Raw genomic sequence first — 20,796 nt, 5'->3', positions numbered from 1 at the left:
AGGCCCTTCGGTCACTCGACGCTCCGGCGTCAGTTGTGACCGAACTTCTTCTGCTTGCTCTTGTGGGCCAGGTCCATCGGACTCGGCGCCTGCGAGGACTGTTCGGGCGAGGTGTCCGACGAGCTCCGCGACGGGTCCTGTCCGGACTGGCGGGCCTGCTGCTTCGGCTGCTTCTGCTGCTTGTTCTTGGCCATGGTGGAGCCTCCGTGAGGGTCTAGGGGCCAGGACCGCCTTCACACTCACACAACGCCAGAAACCGCGCATTTTGGATCATTACTGCGCGTAGCCGGTAGAACCAAAAGATCCGCCACGCCGATGATCGAGTTCCGGCCGTCAACACCCTTGCGGTCGGGCAGACTCGGGGGACCCGCCGCATCACACAGGATCCCCAGGGAAGAGGGTGGAACGCGTGGACCGCTGCGTCGTCCTGGTGGACGCCGGCTATCTGCTGGGCGCCGCCGCGAGCCTCCTCGCAGGGGAGCCTTCCCGCTCCCGCATCACCGTCGACCATGCCGCCCTCATCCAGGGCCTGCGCGAGCGGGCCGAGGCCGACACCGAGCAGCCCCTGCTGCGCATCTACTGGTTCGACGGCGCACCCGACCGGGTGCCCCAGCCCGAACACCGGCGGCTGCGCGTCATGCCCCGGGTCACCGTCCGCCTCGGCGCCCTGACCCGCAGCGACGGCCGCTGGGCGCAGAAGGGCGTCGACGCCGCCATGCACGCGGAACTCACCGAGCTGGCCCGCAACCGCGCCTGCTCCGACGTGGTCCTCGTGACCGGCGACGGCGACCTGCTGCCCGGCCTGATGTCCGCCAAGGAACACGGGGTCGCCGTCCACCTGTGGGCCGTCCAGGCCGCCGACGGGGACTACAACCAGTCCGAGGACCTCGTCGCGGAAGCCGACGAGCGCCGCGTCCTCGACCGCGCCTGGATCACCCGGGCCGTCCGCGCCAAGGACCTCACCGGGCTGTGCTCCCCGCCGCCCGCGCCGCGCCCCGACATCGCCGCGATCCTCTCCGCCCCGCTGCCCGAGGCCGCGCTCGCCGAGGCCGCCCGCAACGGCGCGCCCGCCGCCGGTCAGGAGGAGGGCGACGGGGTCCCCGTACCCGCTCCGGCCACCGGCGGGGGCCGCAGCGTCCCCACGCCCAAGGACCTCGCCGGCGCGCTGCGCGCCCCCGGCCAGCAGGCCGGACCGCAGCCCGCCGCGCAGAACACCGGCCAGCCCCCGGCCGGCAGCGCCCTGCGCTGGTCCTCCGACAAGGGCTGGATCGACCGGGCCGGACCGCTCGGCGAACCCGCCGAGACCGCCTCGCTGCCCACCCTCGCCCAGCTCACCAGCGCCGAGCAGCGCTGGGCCGACCGGGAAGAGGACATCACCACCGTCGGCGGGGACCCGTTCGAGGTGGGACAGGTGTTCGCCCGGCGCTGGATGGAACGGCTCCCCGAGACCGTGCACCTGCAGAAGCTGGCCACCATGTACCCGCGGATCCCGCACCGCATCGACGGCGAGCTGCTGCGCTACGCCGCCCGGTTCGGGCTGCTCGCGCACAAGGACGACCAGATCGACGAACACGACCGCTACGCCATCCGCGCCGGATTCTGGCGGGAGATCGACGTCCGGGCCGCCGCCGAACACGTGGTCGCCGTACCGGCAGCGCCGCCCGGAGCGGCGCCCCTGGCGCCCGTGGCCCCGGCCACCCCGGCGGCCGAGTAGGGGTGGGGGTACCTCCCGGCGGTAGCCGGGGGAGAAGCCGCGTAGGCTGCTCCCTCGTGAGTACGGGCACAGCACAGGCGCAGGACAGTACGGCGGCGGCCGCGGGAGCGGCTTCCGACGTCGTCTGCGAGGTGCGTGACCTGGTCAAGACGTACCCCGCCGTACGGGGCCGGCGCGGCGCCCCCGCGCTGCCCGAGACCCGCGCCAACGACGGCATCCGCCTCGACGTGCGGCGCGGCGAGATCTTCGGCCTGCTCGGCCCCAACGGCGCCGGCAAGTCCACCCTGGTCCGCCAGCTCACCGGGCTGATGCGGCCCGACGCGGGCTCCGTGACCCTGCTCGGCCACGACCTCGTACGCCACCCCGAGCGGGCGGCGCGCCTGCTGGCCTACCTCGGGCAGGAGTCCACCGCGCTGGACGAGCTCACGGTGGCGCTGGCCGCCGAGACCACCGGGCGGCTGCGCGGGCTCGGCGTACGGGAGGCTCGGGCCGCGCGCGACGCCGTACTGGAGGAGCTCGGGCTCACCGCGCTCGCCGGGCGGCCCCTGAAGAAGCTCTCGGGCGGGCAGCGCAGGCTGGCCTGCTTCGCCGCCGCGCTCGTGGGCGAGCGGCCCCTCCTGGTCCTCGACGAACCCACCACCGGCATGGACCCGGTGGCCCGGCGGGCGGTGTGGTCGGCCGTGGACCGGCGCCGCTCGCGGCACGGGGCCACCGTCCTGCTCGTCACGCACAACGTCATCGAGGCCGAGACCGTCCTCGACCGGGTCGCCGTCATCGACCAGGGCAAGGTCATCGCCTGCGACACCCCGGCCGGGCTCAAGGCCAGGGTCTCGGGCGAGGTCCGGCTGGAACTGGTGTGGCGGGAGGCCGCTCCGACGGGTGTGCCGGAGGTCGACGCGCTGCGCGCGAACGCGGTCGAGTCCGGGCGCCGATGGGTGCTGCGGATGGGACCGGGCGAGGCACGGGCGGCCGTCGCCGCGGTCACGGGCGGGCCGGCGTTCGCCGCCCTCGACGACTTCACGCTGGCCACGCCGAGCCTGGAGGACGTGTACCTCGCGCTCGGCGGCAAGACGAACGGACTGGTGAAGTCGTGACCACCGCTGCCGTGACCACCGCTGCCGTGGGCGCCGCGGGCGCCCTTGCCGTCGGCGCCGCGTGCGCTCCCGCCGAGCTGGCTCCGAAGGCGCGGTTCCTGCCCGCGCTCGCCGCCGTCTACCGGGCGCAGCTGTCCCGGGCGCGGGTGGCTCGGATCCCGCTGCTGTTCGTGGCCACCTTCCAGTCCGTCGGGATCATGATCCTCATGCGGGGGGTGGTGGACGGGGGCTCCGAGGCCCGGGCCGTCGTGGCCGGCTCCTCCGTCCTCGTCGTCGCCTTCGTCGCGCTGAACCTGCTCGCGCAGTACTTCGGGCAGCTGCGGGCGGGCGGCGGGCTCGACCACTACGCCACCCTGCCGGTGCCGCCCGCGTCGGTGGTGCTGGGCGCGGCCGCCGCGTACGCCTCCTTCACGCTGCCGGGGACGCTTGTCACGGCGGTCTTCGGGTGCGTGCTGTTCGGGCTGCCGATGGGCGGGCTGTGGATCCTGGCCGCGGTGGTGCCGCTGGCCGGGGCCGCGCTGGCCGGGCTCGGCGCGGCGCTGGGGCTGCTGGCGCCGCGGCAGGAGCTGGCCACGCTGGCCGGGCAGCTCGGCATGTCGGCCGCGCTGCTGCTGGGGGTGCTGCCGCCCGAGCGGATGCCGGAGGTGATCGTGTGGGCGCGGGACCTGCTGCCGTCCACGTACGGGGTGGAGGCCTTCGCGCGGACCTTCGCGCCGGATCCGGACTGGGCGGCCGTGGCGTTCGACCTCGGGGTGTGCGGGGCCGTCGGGGTCCTCTCGCTGGCCGTCGCGACCTGGGCGTACCGGCGGGCCGCGGTCCGCTGACGCCGCTGCCGGGCACACCTGGCACGATGTGGGGGTGACCGAAGCCGTGACCCCGCCGATCCCGCCGTCCCCCTTCGACCCTCCGGGGTCTCCGCCGGAGAGGATCACCCCCGCGGACGTCCGTGACGGGGCCGCCGTCGCGCTGGCCGTGGGCGTGGCCGGTCTGCTCCTCGGGGCACTGTGGGTGTGGCTGGCGCCGCGGGTGCAGTACGTCTCCAACGGGGAGGCGGTGTTCCTGCGCAACAGCGAGGGCGAGGCCCGGATAGGGGCCGACGGCACCTTCTTCCTGCTGGCGGTGGGGCTGGGGCTGCTGAGCGGGGTCGGCGCGTTCCTGTGGCGGCGGCGCGGTGGCGTGCCGCTGGTCATCGGGCTGGCGGTCGGGTCCGGCTTCGCCGCGCTGGTGGGGTGGCGGTTCGGGCTGTGGCTGGGGCCGTCCTCGAATCTGACGGCCGCCGCGCTGAAGGCGGGCAAGGGGGTTCCGTTCGACGCGCCGCTCCAGCTGCTGGCCCATGGAGCGCTGCTGGCCTGGCCGATGGTCGCGGTCCTGGTCCACCTCGGCCTCACGGCCCTGTGGTCCCCCCGGGACCCCGCCCCGACCAAGGAATGGCCGGGCGTCTACCCACCGCCCCACGTCCACGCCAACCCGGAACCCCCGCGTCCGTAGCCTCCGGCGGGGCTGGATTCGCCTGATGCCGCAGATGGTTATGAGCGGGCGATGGGGGCCGGCACCGCCCCGGTGAGCGCGGCCAGGTCCGCGGGGGAGAGTTCGACCTCCAGGCCCCGGCGGCCGGCCGAGACGCAGATCGTGGCGTGGGCACTGGCAGAGGCGTCCAGGACCGTGCGCAGCCGCTTGCGCTGGCCCAGGGGGGAGATGCCGCCCAGGACGTAGCCGGTGGTGCGTTCCGCGGCGGCGGGGTCCGCCATCACGGCCCGCTTGCCGCCGACCGCCGCGGCCAGGGCCTTCAGGTCCAGCGAGCCCGAGACCGGGACCACCGCCACCGTCAGGACCCCGTCCACGTCCGCGACCAGCGTCTTGAAGATCTGGGCCGGGGAGATGCCGAGGGCCTCGGCCGCCTCCTCGCCGTACGAGGGGTGCGCCGGGTCGTGCTCGTACGCGTGCGTCGAGAAGGGGACGCCCGCCGCCGTGAGGGCCACGATCGCCGGGGTTCCGGCCGCCTGCTTCGTCTTCTTCGCCATCGCCGTCAGTTCGGGCTCGTCGGGGCTCGGGTCAGGTCCACCGCCGGCAGCGACGGGAGGTGGCGGATCACCGCCGTCTCCGCGCGGAGGAGTTTCAGTTCCTCCGCCAGGCGGGTCGCCGTGTCCGGGGCTTGGAGGAGCCGCTGCTTCGACGGGATGTCCAGCACCGCCGCCGCTGCCACCAGGTAGGACACCACCGACGGCTCGTCGGGGAGCTCCGCACCCGTCAGCGAGCGTTCCCGCGCTCCGGCCAGCCGCTTCTGGTACGCACGGAAGGCGCGCAGCACCCCCTCCGCCAGGGCCCCCGCGCCCTCGCCCGCGTCCTCCGGGAGTTCCTCCAGCTCCGCCGTGAGGAAGGGCCCCGACGCGTCCACCGACAGCAGCCGGACCCGCGACGTGCCGGTCGCCAGGACCTCGAAGCTGCCGTCCTCCCGCTCCCGGATGGTCGCCGCGTCCGCGATGCAGCCCACCCGGTGGAAGGCCTGCACCGGGTCCGCGCCGAAGCCCGCGGCCGGGCCGCGCTCGGGCAGGGCCGTCTGGTCCGGCAGCCCGGGCGCCGTCGGCGCGACCTCCCGGCCGTCGCGGATGGCGACGACCGCGAAGCGGCGCGGCTCGTCCTCGCCCGACTTCAGCAGCTCGCGCATCATGGCGCGATAACGCTCCTCGAAGACGTTCAGCGGGAGGACGAGTCCCGGGAACAGCACCGAGTTCAGCGGGAAGAGGGGCAGGCGAACGGTGGTCACGAGGCACAGGGTAGTGGCCCGGCGGCCGAGCCCGTCACCCCCGCCTCAGCAGCCGCGACGCGCCCGCCGCCACCGTCGTGGCCAGGATCCATCCCAGGATCACCAGGGTCGCCGCCCCCCACTGCCAGCCGCCCTTCACCATCCACTGGTCCTCCTGGCCGAGGTCGATCACCGGCAGCAGCAGGTCCAGGGCGTACAGGGAGGCGTTCCACTGCGGGTGCTCGTCCTCCTTGATCGGCGGCGGCTCGTGCCGGGAGAACAGCAGCGCACCCGCCGCCCACAGGACCACCATCCACAGCGCCGCCCGGCCCGGCCGGTACCCGTAGACCACCGTCCAGTCCTGGAGGTAGCCCCACGCCTTGGCCGCCGGCGACAGGGTGGCCCGGCGGCGCCGCTGCTTCGCCAGGAGGACCTCCCGGGCGTCCGCGTCCTCGCCGCTGGCCCGCAGCACGGCGGCGAGCCGCTCGTACGGCTCCGGGGAGTACTCCACGGTCGCCGCCTCGACCCAGGCCAGCCGCCGCTCCAGCGGGAAGTGGCCGCGGGGCGCGAGGTTCTCGTAGACGAAGCCCTCGATCGACACCCCGCCCGGGCCCGGCCAGCTGGTGGAGGTGTCCACGAGCTTGACCACCTTGGCCCCGGACACCACGACCCGCCCCCGCTCCGGCCGCTCGCCCACGAAGCGGAACTCCGGGGTCTGGATCCGGCGCAGGGAGATCTCCTGCTCGTCGGTGAGCACGAAGCGGGCCCCGTAGAAGTCGATGGCGTCGCCGAAGCGGCCGTCGTCCAGACGCAACCCGCCCCGGCACTCGAAGCGCTGCGCCCGCTGCCCGCGCGTCGGCGTCTGGCCCAGCCCGTACGGGGGAGTGGACGAGCCCGAGCCGCCCGGGCCGTAGTCCAGCGCGATCGAGGTCAGGTACAGGGTCCGCTCGACGGTCAGCTGCGGGGCGTTCAGCGCGTGCCGGCCGTACGGGTTGCGCAGGCGGGCCCCGCGCAGGTTCATCGACACGCCGACCTTCGCCCCGCGCAGGCTCACCTCCCCGTACGTCTCCAGCAGCTCGCCCTGGAGGTCCTGGGCCACCGACATCCCGTCGGCGGCGATCGCCCGCCCCTTGGTGTCCCTCTGCACCACTGCCTGGCTGATCAGCAGGTCGGTGCCTATCTGCGCGTCGGTCAGCCGGATGCCCCGGGCCACCCGGCAGCGCGGCATGTGCAGATCGCCCTCGGTGTGCAGGCGGGCCGCCTCCAGCCGGGGTATCGCGCAGTTGATCAGGCGCAGCGTCCCGAAGCGGGTCTCGGAGAGCTGCACCTCGCTGTCGAAGCGGCAGGACTGGAGCTCCACGTACGGGCTCACCGTGCCGCCGGACAGGTCGAGCCTCCCGGTGATCCGGACGCCGCGCAGCTTGAGCGAGGCCACCCGGCCCGGCACCGGCGGCGGCCCGTGGAGCAGCAGCAGGGCCACCACGCTCGCGCGGACGCTCCGCTCGGGGCCCCAGGCGTGGTCGCCGTGCGGATCGTCCCGGTCGGCGGCGCGGAGGCTCAGGTCGCAGATGCTGCCCGTGCGGTACGCCTCCCACATGCGGTGCTCGGCGGCGGTGAGATCCGCCGGTTCCTCGCCCGGACGTGCCTCGGTCATGGCGGCCCCCCTCCGCTTCACCTATGTGTAGATCAAAGCTATCGGGGGGCTGTGACAACCGGGGCGTGTATCAGCCAGTGATACGGGCGAACGGTGGCGGTGGGCGGTCTGAGAGAATTGGGGGGTGATCTCTCGTATCGACCTGCGCGGTGACGCCCTCCCCGAGGGTGGCGCCCTGCGCGATCTGCTGCCCCGTGCCGAGTTCGACGTAGAAGCTGCCCTGGAGAAGGTGCGGCCCATCTGCGAGGACGTCCATCATCGTGGCACGGCGGCGCTGATCGAGTACGCGCAGAAGTTCGACGGGGTCGAGCTCTCCCAGGTCCGGGTGCCCGCGGAGGCCATCAAGGCCGCCCTGGAGCAGCTGGACCCGGCCGTCCGTGCCGCCCTCGAGGAGTCGATCAGGCGCGCCCGGATCGTGCACCGGAACCAGCGCCGCGGCGAGCACACCACCCAGGTGGTCCCGGGCGGCACGGTGACCGAGAAGTGGGTTCCGGTGGAGCGCGTGGGGCTTTACGCCCCGGGCGGCCGCTCGGTGTACCCGTCCTCCGTCGTGATGAACGTCGTACCGGCGCAGGAGGCGGGCGTCGAGTCGATCGCGCTCGCGTCCCCGCCGCAGAAGGAGTTCGACGGTCTGCCGCACCCGACGATCCTCGCCGCGTGCGCGCTGCTCGGCGTGGACGAGGTCTACGCGGCCGGCGGGGCCCAGGCCGTGGCGATGTTCGCGTACGGGACGGAAGAGTGCCCGCCCGCGAACATGGTGACCGGCCCCGGCAACGTCTGGGTCGCCGCCGCCAAGCGCTACTTCACCGGGAAGATCGGCATCGACACCGAGGCCGGCCCGACCGAGATCGCGGTCCTCGCGGACTCCACGGCGGACCCGGTGCACGTCGCCGCCGACCTGATCAGCCAGGCCGAGCACGACCCGCTGGCCGCCGCCGTCCTCGTCACGGATTCCGCGGAGCTCGCGGACGCCGTGGAGAAGGAGCTGGAGCCGCAGGTCGCCGCGACCAAGCACGTCGAGGACCGGATCAAGCCGGCGCTCGCGGGCAAGCAGTCCGCGATCGTGCTGGTCGACAGCCTGGAGGACGGCCTCAAGGTCGTCGACGCGTACGGCGCCGAGCACCTGGAGATCCAGACCGCCGACGCCGCCGCCTGGGCCGCCCGCGTGCGCAACGCCGGTGCGATCTTCGTCGGCCCGTGGGCCCCGGTCTCCCTCGGCGACTACTGCGCCGGGTCGAACCACGTGCTGCCCACCGGCGGATGCGCCTGCCACTCCTCCGGCCTGTCCGTGCAGTCCTTCCTGCGCGGCATCCACATCGTCGACTACACGCGCGACGCCCTCGCCGAGGTCACCCACCACGTGGTGACGCTTGCCGAGGCCGAGGACCTGCCGGCGCACGGCGCCGCCCTGAAGGCGCGCTTCGGCTGGAAGGTGCCGACCGTATGACGACCATCGGCATCGACGACCTCCCCATCCGGGACGAGCTGCGCGGCAAGACGCCGTACGGCGCCCCGCAGCTCGACGTGCCCGTCCAGCTGAACACCAACGAGAACCCGTACGAGCTCCCCGCGGAGCTCGTCGCGCGGATCGCCGAGCGCGTGGCCGAGGCCGCCCGCACCCTCAACCGCTACCCCGACCGGGACGCGGTCGAGCTGCGCACCGAGCTCGCCGCCTACCTCACCCGTACGGGCAAGCACCCGGTCGCCAAGGAGAACGTCTGGGCCGCCAACGGCTCCAACGAGGTCCTCCAGCAGCTGCTCCAGACCTTCGGCGGTCCGGGCCGCACCGCGATCGGCTTCGAGCCCTCGTACTCGATGCACGCGCTGATCGCCCGCGGCACCGGGACGGGCTGGATCTCCGGCCCGCGCCGCGAGGACTTCACGATCGACGTGGAGGCGGCGGAGCAGGCGATCGCCGAGAACGCCCCCGACGTCGTCTTCATCACCTCGCCCAACAACCCCACGGGAACCGCGGTCGAGGCGCGGACCGTCCTCGCCCTCTACGAGGCAGCGCAGGCGGCCAAGCCCTCGCTGGTGATCGTGGACGAGGCCTACGTGGAGTTCAGCCACCGGGACTCGCTGCTGCCCCTCATCGAGGGGCGGCCGAACCTGGTGATCTCCCGGACCATGTCCAAGGCCTTCGGCGCGGCCGGCCTGCGCCTGGGCTACCTGGCCGCGCACCCCGCCGTGGTCGACGCCGTCCAGCTGGTGCGCCTGCCGTACCACCTGTCGGCCGTCACCCAGGCGACCGCGCTGGCCGCCCTGGAGCACACCGACACCCTGCTCGGCTACGTCGAGCAGCTCAAGGCCGAACGCGACCGCCTCGTCATCGAGCTGCGGTCCATCGGCTACGAGGTCACCGAGTCCGACGCGAACTTCATCCAGTTCGGGAAGTTCGCGGACTCCCACACCGCTTGGCAGAAGATCCTCGACCGGGGCGTCCTGGTCCGGGACAACGGCGTACCGGGCTGGCTGCGGGTCACCGCCGGCACCCCGGCCGAGAACGACGCGTTCCTGGAAGCGGTTCGCGCACTGAAGAAGGAGCAGCACGCATGAGCCGCATCGGACGGGTCGAACGGACCACGAAGGAGACCTCGGTCCTCGTCGAGATAAACCTCGACGGCACCGGCAAGGTCGACGTCTCGACGGGCGTGGGCTTCTACGACCACATGCTCGACCAGCTCGGCCGCCACGGCCTCTTCGACCTCACGGTCAAGACGGACGGCGACCTGCACATCGACAGCCACCACACCATCGAGGACACCGCCCTCGCGCTCGGCGCCGCCTTCAAGCAGGCCCTCGGCGACAAGGTCGGCATCTACCGCTTCGGCAACTGCACCGTGCCGCTCGACGAGTCCCTCGCCCAGGTGACCGTCGACCTGTCCGGCCGCCCCTACCTCGTGCACACCGAGCCCGAGAACATGGCGCCGATGATCGGCGAGTACGACACGACGATGACCCGGCACATCTTCGAGTCCTTCGTCGCGCAGGCCCAGATCGCGCTGCACATCCACGTCCCGTACGGCCGCAACGCCCACCACATCGTGGAGTGCCAGTTCAAGGCCCTCGCCCGAGCCCTGCGGTACGCCGCGGAGTTCGACCCGCGCGCGGCCGGAATCCTTCCCTCCACGAAGGGCGCGCTCTAACCGTGACCGGTCTTTCGACCATCCTGATCGTCGTCGGCCTCTTCCTGGCCGGCGGCGTCTACTCCTTCCAGAAGCAGCAGATGCCCAAGTCGGTCGTCATCCTGCTCGCCATCGGCTCCGCGATGTGTCTGGTCGCCGGAGTCCTGCGGATCCAAGGAATCTGGGAATGAGCGCACCCACCAAGACGGTCGTCGTCTTCGACTACGGCTTCGGGAACGTCCGCTCCGCCGAGCGCGCCCTCGCACGCGTCGGCGCGGACGTCGAGATCACCTGCGACTACGACAAGGCCATGGACGCCGACGGACTCCTCGTCCCCGGCGTCGGCGCCTTCTCCGCCTGCATGAAGGGCCTCAAGGACGTCCGCGGCGACTGGATCATCGGCCGCCGGCTCTCCGGCGGACGCCCGGTCATGGGCATCTGCGTCGGCATGCAGATCCTCTTCGAGCGGGGCATCGAGCACGGAGTCGAGACCGAGGGCCTCGACGAGTGGCCCGGCACGGTCGGCCCGCTCAAGGCCCCCGTCGTCCCCCACATGGGCTGGAACACCGTCGAGGCCCCCGCCGACAGCCAGGCCTTCGCCGGCCTGGACGCCGACGCCCGGTTCTACTTCGTGCACTCCTACGCGGCGCACGACTGGAACCTGGAAGTCACCAACCCGGTCATCCGCGCCCCCAAGGTCACCTGGGCCACCCACGGCGAGCGCTTCGTCGCGGCGGTGGAGAACGGGGCCCTGTGGGCCACGCAGTTCCACCCGGAGAAGTCCGGCGACGCCGGAGCCCAGCTCCTCACCAACTGGATCGAGACCCTCTGATGACTTCGACGCAGAAGACGCTTGAGCTCCTCCCCGCGGTCGACGTCCGCGACGGGCAGGCCGTCCGCCTCGTGCACGGGGTGTCCGGCAGCGAGACCTCCTACGGCTCCCCGCTGGAGGCGGCCCTCGCCTGGCAGCGCTCCGGCGCCGAATGGCTGCACCTGGTCGACCTGGACGCCGCCTTCGGCACCGGCGACAACCGCGCCCTGGTCGCCGAGATCACCCGCGCCATGGACATCAAGGTCGAGCTGTCCGGCGGCATCCGCGACGACGCCACGCTCGCCGCGGCCCTCGCCACCGGCTGCACCCGCGTCAACCTCGGCACCGCCGCCCTGGAGACCCCCGAGTGGGCTGCCAAGGCCATCGCCGAGCACGGCGACAAGATCGCCATCGGCCTCGACGTCCGCGGCACCACCCTCAAGGGGCGCGGCTGGACCAGCGAGGGCGGCGACCTCTACGAGACCCTCGCCCGCCTCGACTCCGAGGGCTGCTCCCGCTACGTCGTCACCGACATCGGCAAGGACGGCACGCTCACCGGTCCCAACCTGGAGCTGCTGAGGAACGTCTGCGCCGCCACAGACCGGCCCGTCGTGGCCTCCGGCGGCATCTCCTCCCTCGACGACCTGCGGGCGCTGTCCGAGCTGGTCCCGCTCGGCGTCGAGGGCGCGATCGTCGGCAAGGCCCTGTACGCCAAGGCCTTCACCCTGGAAGAAGCCCTGAAGGTGGTCTCCGCATGAGCTCGTCCGACGCCGTACGCCGTATCTCCTCCGGCGGCCCCTACGAGGACGTGATCGCCTACTCCCGCGCCGTGGCCCTGCCCAACGGGCTGGTCCTCGTCTCCGGCTGCACCGCGGCCGGCGAAAGCGGCCCGTACGACCAGGCGATCACCGCCTTCGGCGTCGCCTTCAAGGCCCTGGCGCAGGCCGGTCTCGGCCCCGAGCACGTCGTCCGTACGCGGATGTACCTCACGCACGCCCGGGACGTGGACGAGGTGGGCCGCGCGCACAAGGTGCTGTTCGACGAGGTCCGCCCCGCCGCATCCATGATCATCGTCTCCGGCTTCGTCGACCCCAGCATGGTCGTCGAGGTGGAGGTCGAGGCGTACAAGGGAGACGTGGCATGACCCTCGCCGTACGCGTGATCCCCTGCCTGGACGTGGACAACGGCCGGGTCGTCAAGGGCGTCAACTTCCAGAACCTGCGCGACGCGGGCGACCCGGTGGAGATGGCCAAGCTGTACGACGCCGAGGGCGCCGACGAGCTGACCTTCCTCGACATCACCGCGTCCTCCGGGAACCGCGAGACCACGTACGACGTGGTGCGCAGGACCGCCGAGCAGGTCTTCATCCCGCTGACCGTGGGCGGCGGCGTCCGCACCGCGGACGACGTGGACAAGCTGCTGCGGGCCGGTGCGGACAAGGTGGGCGTGAACACGGCCGCCATCGCCCGCCCCGAGCTGATCCAGGAGATCGCGGAGCGGTTCGGGCGGCAGGTGCTGGTGCTGTCGGTCGACGCGCGCCGCACCGCCTCCGGGTCCTTCGAGGTCACCACGCACGGCGGCCGCCAGGGCACGGGCATCGACGCGGTCGAGTGGGCGCACCGGGCGGCCGAGCTGGGCGCGGGCGAGATCCTGCTCAACTCCATGGACGCCGACGGCACCAAGGACGGCTACGACGTGGAGATGATCGCGGCGGTGCGCAAGCACGTGACGGTGCCGGTGATCGCGTCGGGTGGTGCCGGGAAGCTGGAGCACTTCCCGCCGGCGATCGCGGCGGGCGCGGACGCGGTCCTGGCCGCCTCGGTGTTCCACTTCGGCGACCTCCGCATCTCCGAGGTCAAGAACGCGCTGAGGGAGGCGGGCCACCCGGTCCGCTGACGCTCGGCTTCCTGGGGCTCCGCCCCGGACCCCGGGTCCCCCCGCGGTAGCTGGGGGAGGGTCCGGGGGCGGAGCCCCTGGCAGGGGCGCTGCAGCGGCTAAATGCCCAGCTTCGCTGACGTCAGCTGGGCCACCGCCACCTTGTCGCCCTCCAGCGAGACATCGGCGGCGGCCTGCCGCCCGAAGCAGAACAGGGTCAGCTCGCCCGGCTCCCCGGTCACCGTCACCACCGGCGTCCCGCGATGGGCAACGGCGGTCTGGCCGTTCGGGCGGCGCAGGACCAGGCCCACCGGGGCGCGCCGGCCCGTCAGGCGGGCCAGCTTCTCCAGCCGGGACCACAGCGCGTCCGAGAACACCGGGTCCAGCTCCCGCGGGGACCAGTCCGGCTGGGCCCGCCGCACGTCCTCCGCGTGGACGTAGAACTCCACCGCGTTCGCGGCCTCGTCGATCTGCTTCAGGGAGTAGACCGACAGCTTCGGCGGGCCGGTGCGGATCAGCTGGATGAGTTCCTCGTACGGCTTGGCCGTGTACTCCTCCATCGCCTTGTCCAGCCGGGCCTTCAGCACGTTCAGCAGCAGGCCCCCCGCCGCGTCCGGGCGTCGCTCCCGGACCACCACGTGCGCCGCCAGTTCCCGGCAGGTCCAGCCGTCGCACAGCGTCGGCGCCTCCGGCCCGGCCGCCTCCAACAGGTCCGCCAGCAGCAGTCGTTCGCGCTTCGCATGGGTAGACATGCGGGCCAGCCTACGGCCGGATCACGCCGTGTGCCTGCTCATCAGGCGGACAGTGATCTCTATCCGGCATTCGCGCCCGGCACAATGGCCGCATGAGTACGTCCCCCCGCCCCGGCAACCTCGATCCCGCCATCGCCGCGCGCCTCAAGCGCTCCGCCGACGGCCTGGTACCGGCCATCGCCCAGCAGTACGACACCGGTGAGGTGCTGATGCTCGGCTGGATGGACGACGAGGCCCTGCACCGCACCCTGACCACCGGCCGCTGTACGTACTGGTCCCGCAGCCGACAGGAGTACTGGGTGAAGGGGGATACTTCCGGCCACTTCCAGCACGTGAAGTCCGTCGCCCTCGACTGTGATGCCGACACCGTGCTCGTCAAGGTCGACCAGGTCGGAGCCGCCTGCCACACCGGCGCCCGTACCTGCTTCGACGACGATGTCCTCCTCCGCGACGCCGACTAGGTAGGGTGCCACGCCATGGATCTTGAGACGTTCCGCAAGCTCGCGGCCGACCGCCGCGTCATCCCCGTGAGCCGCAAGCTGCTGGCCGACGGGGACACCCCCGTCGGGCTCTACCGCAAGCTGGCCGCCGAACGCCCCGGCACCTTCCTGCTGGAGTCCGCCGAGAACGGTCGCTCCTGGTCCCGGTACTCCTTCGTCGGCGTACGCAGCGACTCGACGCTGACCGTCAAGGACGGCCAGGCGCACTGGATCGGCACCCCGCCCGTCTGCGTACCCACCGAGGGCGACCCGCTCGACGCCCTGCGCGCCACCGTCGAGGCCCTGCACACCCCCCGCGACCTCGCGGGCGGCATGCCCCCCTTCACCGGCGGCATGGTCGGCTACCTCGGCTACGACATCGTGCGCCGCCTGGAGCGCATCGGCGACCACACCGCCGACGACCTCGAACTGCCCGAGCTGACCATGCTCCTCACCTCCGACCTGGCGGTCCTCGACCACTGGGACGGCACGGTCCAGCTCATCGCCAACGCCATCAACCACAACGACCTGGACACGGGCGTGGACGAGGCCTACGCGGACGCCGTGGCCCGCCTCGACGCCATGGAGGCCGACCTCGGGCGGCCCGCCCCGTACGCCCCGTCCGTGCTGCCCCCCTCCGAGCTGCCCCAGTTCTCCGCGCTGTGGGGCGGCGAGAAGTACCAGGCCGCCGTCGAGGACATCAAGGAGCGGATCCGGGCCGGCGAGGCCTTCCAGGTGGTGCCCTCCCAGCGGTTCGAGACCCCCTGCGAGGCCTCCGCGCTCGACGTCTACCGGGTGCTGCGGGCCACCAACCCGTCCCCGTACATGTACCTCTTCCGCTTCGAGAACGGCTTCGACGTGGTCGGCTCCAGCCCCGAGGCGCTGGTCAAGGTCGAGGACGGGCGGGCCATGGTCCACCCCATCGCCGGCACCCGGCACCGCGGCGCCACCCCGCAGGAGGACCACGACCTCGCCGAGGAGCTGCTGGCCGACCCCAAGGAGCGCGCCGAGCACCTGATGCTCGTCGACCTGGGCCGCAACGACCTCGGCCGGGTCTGCGAGCCGGGATCGGTGGAGGTCGTCGACTTCATGTCGATCGAGCGCTACTCGCACGTCATGCACATCGTGTCCACCGTCACCGGGCGGGTCGCCGAGGGCAAGACCGCCTTCGACGTGCTCACCGCCTGCTTCCCGGCCGGCACCCTCTCCGGCGCGCCCAAGCCGCGCGCCATGCAGATCATCGAGGAGCTGGAGCCCTCCCGGCGCGGCCTGTACGGCGGCTGCGTGGGCTACCTGGACTTCGCCGGGGACTCCGACACGGCCATCGCCATCCGCACCGCGCTGCTGCGCGACGGGACGGCGTACGTGCAGGCCGGAGCCGGTGTCGTCGCCGACTCGGTGCCCGAGCTGGAGGACCGGGAGTGCCGCAACAAGGCGGCCGCGGTGCTGCGCGCGGTGGGAGCCGCGAACCGCCTCCACCGCTCCTGAGGGCGTAGGGGATAGTGGGGTACGTGAGTGCCGTACCCCCGCCCCGAACCCATGCCGAAGCCCCCGAGAACAAGGGCGGCCGCCGCAGCGTGGCCGTCGCCCTGCTGCTCGGCACGCTCGGCGCCACCGTCGTCCTGCTCGCCTCCGGCCGCATCTGGGCCCGGGGCACCACCCCCTTCGGCGGCGACTCGCTCGCGCTGACCGCGGACGGGCGGGCCGTCACCGGGCTTCCCGCGGCCCTGGCCATCGTGGGGCTCGCCGCCCTGGTCGCCGTCTTCGCCGTACGCGGCAAGGGCCGGCTGCTGGTGTCCGGACTGCTGGCGATCAGCGGCCTCGGCGCGGCGCTGACCGCGCTCTTCGCCGACGACGGCCGCCGGGCCCTGGACGCGGAGGCCGCCCGTACGACGGCGGACACCGCGGCCCACGTGGCGGGGCTGACCCACACGGCGTGGCCGTACGTCACGGCCGCCGGCGCGGTCCTGATCCTGGCCGCCGGGCTGCTGGCCCTGCGCTTCGGCCGGAGCTGGCCGGCGATGGGCGGCCGCTACGAGCGCGACGGCAGCCCGCGTACCCGTAAGGCCGCGGCGGTGGATCCGGACCGGCCGGAGGATCTGTGGAAGGCTCTGGACCGGGGCGAGGACCCCACCCGCTGAGCCGACCGGCCGACCCCCGTGGACGGCAGGCTCGCCCGGTGCGGGACAATGACACCGAGCATTCGACACAGCATGTGCGACAGAGCAAAACGAGGAGCAACTCATGGCGGGCACTAGCCACGGACACACCCCGGCCGCCTGGACCGGTGTCATCATCGCCTTCATCGGTTTCTGCATCTCCGGCGCCTTCATGGTGATCGCGAACCCGTGGGGCTTCTGGGCCGGTCTCGTCGTCGTCGCGATCGGCGGTGTCGTCGGCATGGCGATGAAGGCCGCGGGCATGGGTGCGCCGAAGCCCGCCCACAAGGACCTCGCCGAGGTCATCGCCGCCTCCAAGGTCCCCGCCAAGGTCTGAGCGGTACCGAGGATCCGAAAGGCGCGGCCCCGTCGGGCTGCGCCTTTTGTCATGAGCGGAGAGAATCGCCCGGTGGACCCCTCCAGCACTCCCGATGTCGTCCCGCCGCCGGCGGTGCCCGCCTCCCGGGCCCGGCGGCTGGCCGCCCCCGCGCTCACGCTGGCCGCGGCCGTGTCCGCCTTCGCGTACGTGGGGGCCGTGGACCCCAACGAGCCGGGCCACTACCCGGTCTGCCCGCTCTTCCGACTGACCGGAATCCTGTGCCCCGGATGTGGCGGCCTGCGCAGCGCGCACGCGTTCGCCCACGGCGATCTGATCGCAGCTTTCGGGGCAAATGCCCTCGCCGTCGTCGGCTACTTCGTCTTCGCCGGTTTCATGGCACTGTGCCTTGTTCGGGCCTTCCGGGGCGGGCCCGCCCCCCGGTTCGTCCTGAAGGCGCCGTACTGGTGGGCGATCGGCGCCGTGGCCCTGGTTTTCGCCGTTGTCCGGAATCTTTCTTTCGGCTCCGCACTGGCCCCCTGAGGCCCGTATCCAGGCCGAATGAAGCCCTGATTCCGAATGTCCAGTTACTGGGACGGCGTCAATCGCGTGCGGAGTGCAAGGCCACCTGCGGATACCATTTGATTGCTGACCTTGCAGTTGTACGTGTCTGCAAGGCGGCCGACCGTCATCGACCCGGAAGGGGGCCGCTCGCGTGAGTGTGCTCGACGAGATCATCGAAGGGGTCCGCGAAGACCTTGCCGAACGGCAGGCCCGCGTGAGCCTCGACGAGCTCAAGGAGCGTGCCGCCAAGGCGCCCCAGGCCAAGGACGGCGTCGCCGCCCTGCGCGGCGACAGCGTCAAGGTGATCTGCGAGGTCAAGCGCTCCAGCCCGTCCAAGGGCGCGCTGGCCGCGATCGCCGATCCGGCCGGGCTCGCCGCCGACTACGAGGCGGGCGGTGCGGCGGTCATCTCCGTCCTCACCGAACAGCGCCGCTTCGGTGGCTCGCTGGCCGACCTGGAGGCCGTCCGCGCACGCGTGGACATCCCGATCCTGCGCAAGGACTTCATCGTCACGGCGTACCAGCTCTGGGAGGCCCGCGCCTACGGCGCCGACCTCGCGCTGCTGATCGTCGCGGCCCTGGAACAGGAGGCCCTCGTCTCCCTCATCGAGCGGGCCGAGTCCATCGGGCTGACCCCGCTCGTCGAGGTCCACGACGAGGAGGAGATCGAGCGGGCCGTCGCCGCCGGCGCCAAGATCATCGGCGTCAACGCCCGCAACCTCAAGGACCTCAAGGTCGACCGCTCCACCTTCGAGCGGATCGTCGGCGAGATCCCGCCCCACATCGTCAAGGTCGCCGAGTCCGGCATCCGCGGGCCGCACGACCTGATCGCCTACGCCAACGAGGGCGCCGACGCCGTCCTGGTAGGGGAGTCCCTGGTCACCGGCCGCGACCCGAAGGCGGCCGTGGCCGACCTCGTCGCCGCCGGCGCCCACCCCGCCCTGCGCCACGGGCGGAGCTGACCCGTCCCCATGGCCCACGACCGCCCCTCCGTCCGCACCCGACCCGGCCGCCCCGGCCCGGTCGGCGTGCCGACGGCGCACGCGCCCCTGGCGCGCGGCTGCCGCCCCCGCGGCTGCCGCGCCCCGGCCCGGCGCGTGCACGGGCGGCGGGTCCGGTACGTGATCGGCTCCGAGCCCGGTCAGGTCAACGGCATGCGATGGCGCCGCGGAGGCGCGCTGTAACGAGGAGTCCCGCGCGGCGGCTGTGCCGCGCCGTGCTCCCGTATGGCCTGACGCCCGGGCCGACAGGCTCGGGGCGCGGGCCGACCCGTACCTGTACGCGCGGCATGCCCCAGCGGGGTGTGCGCTCGTCTTGCGGGCGGCGCAATACGGTGAATCCACCCGGCCGTACATCGCACCTGTAGGAGCACTGGACATGTCCAGCGAGTTCTTCATTCCGGACCCGGAGGGTCACGTTCCGAACGCCGAGGGTTACTTCGGCGACTTCGGAGGCAAGTTCATCCCGGAGGCGCTCGTCGCCGCCGTGGACGAGGTCGCCGTCGAGTACGAGAAGGCCAAGGGCGACCCCGCCTTCGCGGCCGAGCTGAACGACCTCATGGTCAACTACACCGGCCGGCCCAGTGCCCTCACCGAGGTTCCCCGGTTCGCCGAGCACGCCGGCGGCGCGCGGATCTTCCTCAAGCGCGAGGACCTCAACCACACCGGCTCGCACAAGATCAACAACGTGCTGGGCCAGGCGCTGCTCACCAAGCGCATGGGCAAGACCCGCGTCATCGCCGAGACCGGCGCCGGCCAGCACGGTGTCGCCACCGCCACCGCCTGCGCCCTCTTCGGCCTCGAGTGCGTCATCTACATGGGCGAGATCGACACCCAGCGCCAGGCGCTGAACGTCGCCCGCATGCGCATGCTGGGCGCCGAGGTCATCGCGGTGAAGTCCGGCTCCCGGACGCTGAAGGACGCCATCAACGAGGCGTTCCGCGACTGGGTCGCCAACGTGGACCGCACCCACTACCTCTTCGGCACCGTCGCGGGACCGCACCCCTTCCCGGCCATGGTCCGCGACTTCCACCGCGTCATCGGCGTCGAGGCCCGCCGCCAGATCCTGGAGCGCGCCGGCCGGCTGCCCGACGCCGTCGCGGCCTGCGTCGGCGGCGGCTCCAACGCCATCGGCCTCTTCCACGCCTTCATCCCGGACACCGACGTCCGCCTGGTCGGCTTCGAGCCCGCCGGGCACGGCGTCGAGACCGGCGAGCACGCGGCCACGCTGACCGCCGGCGAGCCCGGGATCCTGCACGGCTCCCGCTCCTACGTCCTGCAGGACGAGGAGGGCCAGATCACCGAGCCGTACTCCATCTCGGCCGGTCTGGACTACCCGGGCATCGGCCCGGAGCACTCCTACCTGAAGGACAGCGGCCGCGGCGAGTACCGCGCGGTCACCGACGACGCCGCGATGCAGGCCCTGCGCCTGCTCTCCCGTACGGAGGGCATCATCCCGGCGATCGAGTCGGCGCACGCCCTCGCCGGCGCGCTCGACCTGGGCAAGGAGCTGGGCAAGGACGGCCTGCTGGTCGTCAACCTGTCCGGCCGCGGTGACAAGGACATGGACACGGCCGCCCGCTACTTCGGGCTGTACGACACCGAAGGGGAGTCGAAGTGAGCAAGGCCGGCGAAAAGACTGGGCGTATCCAGCTGCTGAGCGACACCCTCGCCAAGGCGAAGTCCGAGGACCGCGCGGCCCTCGTCGCCTACCTCCCCGCGGGCTTCCCGACCGTCGACGGCGGCATCGAGGCGGTCAAGGCCGTCATCGCGGGCGGCGCGGACGTGGTCGAGGTCGGCCTCCCGCACAGCGACCCGGTCCTGGACGGCGCGATCATCCAGACCGCCGACGACATCGCCCTGCGCGGCGGCGTCAAGATCGCCGACGTGATGCGCACGGTCCGCGAGGCGCACGAGGCGACCGGGGCCCCGGTCCTGGTGATGACGTACTGGAACCCCATCGACCGCTACGGCGTCGAGCGGTTCACCGCCGAGCTGGCGGCGGCGGGCGGCGCGGGCTGCATCCTGCCCGACCTGCCGGTCCAGGAGTCCGCGCTGTGGCGCGAGCACGCGGACAAGCACGGTCTGGCGACCGTCTTCGTCGTGGCCCCCAGCAGCAAGGACGAGCGCCTGGCCACCATCACGGCGGCCGGCTCCGGCTTCGTCTACGCGGCCTCCCTCATGGGCGTCACCGGCACCCGCGAGTCGGTGGGCAACGAGGCCCAGGCACTGGTCGGACGCACCCGCGCCACCACGGACCTCCCGGTCTGCGTCGGCCTCGGGGTCTCCAACGCCGCCCAGGCCAAGGAGGTCGCGGGCTTCGCCGACGGCGTGATCGTCGGCTCCGCCTTCGTGAAGCTCCTGCTGGACGCGCCGGACCTGCCCGCGGGGCTGGCCGCCGTGCGGGCGCTGGCGGGCGAGCTTGCGGAAGGCGTACGCAGGTCCTGACGCCGGACGGGTCCCGGTAGGGGTTCTGTAGCCCGATCGGGTGGAAGTGGGAGCAGGGGGGCACG

At 72.7% G+C, this 20,796-nt stretch carries 26 protein-coding genes; 21 read left to right on the top strand and 5 right to left on the bottom strand.

What is annotated here, in order from left to right:
• Positions 1-29 precede the first annotated feature (29 nt).
• On the bottom strand, positions 30-194 hold the full coding sequence (locus ACGFYU_RS17295; protein ID WP_393828129.1) for a hypothetical protein: 165 nt from the start codon (positions 192-194) through the stop codon (positions 30-32).
• 206 nt (positions 195-400) lie between these two features.
• Between ACGFYU_RS17295 and ACGFYU_RS17290 the strand changes: the two genes are divergently transcribed.
• Genes ACGFYU_RS17290 through ACGFYU_RS17275 form a run of 4 tightly spaced genes read left to right on the top strand, consistent with a single transcriptional unit; the run spans position 401 to position 4,296 of the window.
• Positions 401-1,714, top strand: a complete 1,314-nt coding sequence (locus ACGFYU_RS17290; protein ID WP_393828128.1) for an NYN domain-containing protein — start codon at positions 401-403, stop codon at positions 1,712-1,714.
• A gap of 56 nt (positions 1,715-1,770) precedes the next feature.
• The gene (locus ACGFYU_RS17285; RefSeq protein ID WP_393828127.1) at positions 1,771-2,808 is read left to right on the top strand and encodes an ABC transporter ATP-binding protein; all 1,038 of its coding nucleotides are present in this window, start codon (positions 1,771-1,773) and stop codon (positions 2,806-2,808) included.
• On the top strand, positions 2,805-3,632 hold the full coding sequence (locus ACGFYU_RS17280) for an ABC transporter permease (RefSeq protein ID WP_393828126.1): 828 nt from the start codon (positions 2,805-2,807) through the stop codon (positions 3,630-3,632). Before ACGFYU_RS17285 ends, ACGFYU_RS17280 begins: the two co-directional genes overlap by 4 nt.
• A 34-nt stretch (positions 3,633-3,666) precedes the next feature.
• A complete protein-coding gene (locus tag ACGFYU_RS17275) occupies positions 3,667-4,296 on the top strand; it encodes a hypothetical protein (protein ID WP_393828125.1) in 630 nt (209 codons plus the stop codon).
• A 38-nt stretch (positions 4,297-4,334) separates the two neighbouring features.
• On the opposite strand, the gene ybaK is transcribed toward ACGFYU_RS17275, so the two are convergent.
• Genes ybaK through ACGFYU_RS17260 form a run of 3 tightly spaced genes read right to left on the bottom strand, consistent with a single transcriptional unit; the run spans position 4,335 to position 7,205 of the window.
• A complete protein-coding gene (gene ybaK / locus ACGFYU_RS17270; RefSeq protein ID WP_393828124.1) occupies positions 4,335-4,829 on the bottom strand; it encodes a Cys-tRNA(Pro) deacylase in 495 nt (164 codons plus the stop codon).
• Between the two features lie 5 nt (positions 4,830-4,834).
• Entirely contained in the window at positions 4,835-5,572 is a 738-nt protein-coding gene (locus tag ACGFYU_RS17265) for an LON peptidase substrate-binding domain-containing protein (protein ID WP_393828123.1), read from the bottom strand.
• Between the two features lie 34 nt (positions 5,573-5,606).
• Positions 5,607-7,205 carry an oxidoreductase gene (locus tag ACGFYU_RS17260; RefSeq protein WP_393828122.1) on the bottom strand — a complete coding sequence of 533 codons (1,599 nt, stop codon included), beginning with the start codon at positions 7,203-7,205 and terminating at the stop codon, positions 5,607-5,609.
• 124 nt (positions 7,206-7,329) lie between these two features.
• Here ACGFYU_RS17260 and hisD point away from each other — a divergent pair, with 124 nt between their 5' ends.
• Genes hisD through hisF form a run of 8 tightly spaced genes read left to right on the top strand, consistent with a single transcriptional unit; the run spans position 7,330 to position 13,037 of the window.
• Entirely contained in the window at positions 7,330-8,652 is a 1,323-nt protein-coding gene (hisD, locus tag ACGFYU_RS17255; RefSeq protein WP_393828121.1) for a histidinol dehydrogenase, read from the top strand.
• Positions 8,649-9,761: a histidinol-phosphate transaminase gene (locus tag ACGFYU_RS17250; RefSeq protein ID WP_393828120.1), complete on the top strand. Its 1,113-nt coding sequence runs from the start codon at positions 8,649-8,651 to the stop codon at positions 9,759-9,761. Before hisD ends, ACGFYU_RS17250 begins: the two co-directional genes overlap by 4 nt.
• Positions 9,758-10,351, top strand: coding sequence for an imidazoleglycerol-phosphate dehydratase HisB (gene hisB, locus ACGFYU_RS17245; protein ID WP_030155936.1), 594 nt, complete (start codon positions 9,758-9,760; stop codon positions 10,349-10,351). Before ACGFYU_RS17250 ends, hisB begins: the two co-directional genes overlap by 4 nt.
• Before the next feature lie 2 nt (positions 10,352-10,353).
• Positions 10,354-10,521 (top strand): hypothetical protein, encoded by a 168-nt coding sequence (locus tag ACGFYU_RS17240; RefSeq protein ID WP_393828119.1) that lies wholly within the window; start codon positions 10,354-10,356, stop codon positions 10,519-10,521.
• Positions 10,518-11,162 (top strand): imidazole glycerol phosphate synthase subunit HisH, encoded by a 645-nt coding sequence (gene hisH / locus ACGFYU_RS17235; protein ID WP_393828118.1) that lies wholly within the window; start codon positions 10,518-10,520, stop codon positions 11,160-11,162. Before ACGFYU_RS17240 ends, hisH begins: the two co-directional genes overlap by 4 nt.
• On the top strand, positions 11,162-11,899 hold the full coding sequence (gene priA, locus ACGFYU_RS17230; protein WP_393828117.1) for a bifunctional 1-(5-phosphoribosyl)-5-((5-phosphoribosylamino)methylideneamino)imidazole-4-carboxamide isomerase/phosphoribosylanthranilate isomerase PriA: 738 nt from the start codon (positions 11,162-11,164) through the stop codon (positions 11,897-11,899). Before hisH ends, priA begins: the two co-directional genes overlap by 1 nt.
• Positions 11,896-12,285 carry a Rid family hydrolase gene (locus tag ACGFYU_RS17225; RefSeq protein ID WP_393828116.1) on the top strand — a complete coding sequence of 130 codons (390 nt, stop codon included), beginning with the start codon at positions 11,896-11,898 and terminating at the stop codon, positions 12,283-12,285. Before priA ends, ACGFYU_RS17225 begins: the two co-directional genes overlap by 4 nt.
• Positions 12,282-13,037 (top strand): imidazole glycerol phosphate synthase subunit HisF, encoded by a 756-nt coding sequence (gene hisF / locus ACGFYU_RS17220; RefSeq protein ID WP_393828115.1) that lies wholly within the window; start codon positions 12,282-12,284, stop codon positions 13,035-13,037. The genes ACGFYU_RS17225 and hisF overlap by 4 nt, the downstream gene beginning before the upstream one ends.
• Before the next feature lie 98 nt (positions 13,038-13,135).
• On the opposite strand, the gene ACGFYU_RS17215 is transcribed toward hisF, so the two are convergent.
• Positions 13,136-13,768 (bottom strand): TIGR03085 family metal-binding protein, encoded by a 633-nt coding sequence (locus tag ACGFYU_RS17215; protein WP_393828114.1) that lies wholly within the window; start codon positions 13,766-13,768, stop codon positions 13,136-13,138.
• 92 nt (positions 13,769-13,860) lie between these two features.
• On the opposite strand from ACGFYU_RS17215, the gene hisI reads away from it, so the two are divergent.
• The 9 genes from hisI to trpA all read left to right on the top strand — a co-directional run bounded on the left by hisI (position 13,861) and on the right by trpA (position 20,731).
• Entirely contained in the window at positions 13,861-14,229 is a 369-nt protein-coding gene (gene hisI, locus ACGFYU_RS17210; protein WP_362390244.1) for a phosphoribosyl-AMP cyclohydrolase, read from the top strand.
• A 15-nt stretch (positions 14,230-14,244) separates the two neighbouring features.
• Positions 14,245-15,735 (top strand): anthranilate synthase component I, encoded by a 1,491-nt coding sequence (locus ACGFYU_RS17205; RefSeq protein ID WP_393828113.1) that lies wholly within the window; start codon positions 14,245-14,247, stop codon positions 15,733-15,735.
• A 14-nt stretch (positions 15,736-15,749) separates the two neighbouring features.
• Positions 15,750-16,388, top strand: coding sequence for a TIGR02234 family membrane protein (locus ACGFYU_RS17200; RefSeq protein WP_393828112.1), 639 nt, complete (start codon positions 15,750-15,752; stop codon positions 16,386-16,388).
• Between the two features lie 103 nt (positions 16,389-16,491).
• Positions 16,492-16,743 carry an HGxxPAAW family protein gene (locus ACGFYU_RS17195; protein WP_393828111.1) on the top strand — a complete coding sequence of 84 codons (252 nt, stop codon included), beginning with the start codon at positions 16,492-16,494 and terminating at the stop codon, positions 16,741-16,743.
• 51 nt (positions 16,744-16,794) lie between these two features.
• Entirely contained in the window at positions 16,795-17,265 is a 471-nt protein-coding gene (locus ACGFYU_RS17190) for a DUF2752 domain-containing protein (RefSeq protein WP_393828110.1), read from the top strand.
• A 172-nt stretch (positions 17,266-17,437) separates the two neighbouring features.
• On the top strand, positions 17,438-18,247 hold the full coding sequence (gene trpC, locus ACGFYU_RS17185) for an indole-3-glycerol phosphate synthase TrpC (protein WP_267089202.1): 810 nt from the start codon (positions 17,438-17,440) through the stop codon (positions 18,245-18,247).
• Positions 18,248-18,256: 9 nt separating this feature from the next.
• Entirely contained in the window at positions 18,257-18,469 is a 213-nt protein-coding gene (gene trpM / locus ACGFYU_RS17180) for a tryptophan biosynthesis modulator TrpM (RefSeq protein WP_393828109.1), read from the top strand.
• A 193-nt stretch (positions 18,470-18,662) separates the two neighbouring features.
• Positions 18,663-19,904 carry a tryptophan synthase subunit beta gene (gene trpB, locus ACGFYU_RS17175; RefSeq protein ID WP_393828108.1) on the top strand — a complete coding sequence of 414 codons (1,242 nt, stop codon included), beginning with the start codon at positions 18,663-18,665 and terminating at the stop codon, positions 19,902-19,904.
• Positions 19,901-20,731: a tryptophan synthase subunit alpha gene (gene trpA, locus ACGFYU_RS17170; RefSeq protein ID WP_393828107.1), complete on the top strand. Its 831-nt coding sequence runs from the start codon at positions 19,901-19,903 to the stop codon at positions 20,729-20,731. The genes trpB and trpA overlap by 4 nt, the downstream gene beginning before the upstream one ends.
• Positions 20,732-20,796 lie beyond the last annotated feature (65 nt).

The organism is Streptomyces sp. NPDC048337, from assembly GCF_043201175.1.
GTDB lineage: Bacteria > Actinomycetota > Actinomycetes > Streptomycetales > Streptomycetaceae > Streptomyces.
This window is presented reverse-complemented; position numbering and strand designations above follow the sequence as displayed.

Bases quoted from the DNA above. Each gene is read 5' to 3' on its own strand.
- trpB (WP_393828108.1), top strand. From the start codon at position 18,663: ATGTCCAGCGAGTTCTTCATTCCGGACCCGGAGGGTCACGTTCCGAAC.
- trpM (WP_393828109.1), top strand. From the start codon at position 18,257: ATGGCCCACGACCGCCCCTCCGTCCGCACCCGACCCGGCCGCCCCGGC.
- hisB (WP_030155936.1), top strand. From the start codon at position 9,758: ATGAGCCGCATCGGACGGGTCGAACGGACCACGAAGGAGACCTCGGTC.
- hisH (WP_393828118.1), top strand. From the start codon at position 10,518: ATGAGCGCACCCACCAAGACGGTCGTCGTCTTCGACTACGGCTTCGGG.
- ACGFYU_RS17250 (WP_393828120.1), top strand. From the start codon at position 8,649: ATGACGACCATCGGCATCGACGACCTCCCCATCCGGGACGAGCTGCGC.
- ACGFYU_RS17190 (WP_393828110.1), top strand. From the start codon at position 16,795: ATGAGCGGAGAGAATCGCCCGGTGGACCCCTCCAGCACTCCCGATGTC.
- ACGFYU_RS17260 (WP_393828122.1), bottom strand. From the start codon at position 7,205: ATGACCGAGGCACGTCCGGGCGAGGAACCGGCGGATCTCACCGCCGCC.
- hisF (WP_393828115.1), top strand. From the start codon at position 12,282: ATGACCCTCGCCGTACGCGTGATCCCCTGCCTGGACGTGGACAACGGC.
- ybaK (WP_393828124.1), bottom strand. From the start codon at position 4,829: ATGGCGAAGAAGACGAAGCAGGCGGCCGGAACCCCGGCGATCGTGGCC.
- ACGFYU_RS17215 (WP_393828114.1), bottom strand. From the start codon at position 13,768: ATGTCTACCCATGCGAAGCGCGAACGACTGCTGCTGGCGGACCTGTTG.
- ACGFYU_RS17195 (WP_393828111.1), top strand. From the start codon at position 16,492: ATGGCGGGCACTAGCCACGGACACACCCCGGCCGCCTGGACCGGTGTC.
- ACGFYU_RS17295 (WP_393828129.1), bottom strand. From the start codon at position 194: ATGGCCAAGAACAAGCAGCAGAAGCAGCCGAAGCAGCAGGCCCGCCAG.
- ACGFYU_RS17225 (WP_393828116.1), top strand. From the start codon at position 11,896: ATGAGCTCGTCCGACGCCGTACGCCGTATCTCCTCCGGCGGCCCCTAC.
- priA (WP_393828117.1), top strand. From the start codon at position 11,162: ATGACTTCGACGCAGAAGACGCTTGAGCTCCTCCCCGCGGTCGACGTC.
- ACGFYU_RS17205 (WP_393828113.1), top strand. From the start codon at position 14,245: ATGGATCTTGAGACGTTCCGCAAGCTCGCGGCCGACCGCCGCGTCATC.
- hisI (WP_362390244.1), top strand. From the start codon at position 13,861: ATGAGTACGTCCCCCCGCCCCGGCAACCTCGATCCCGCCATCGCCGCG.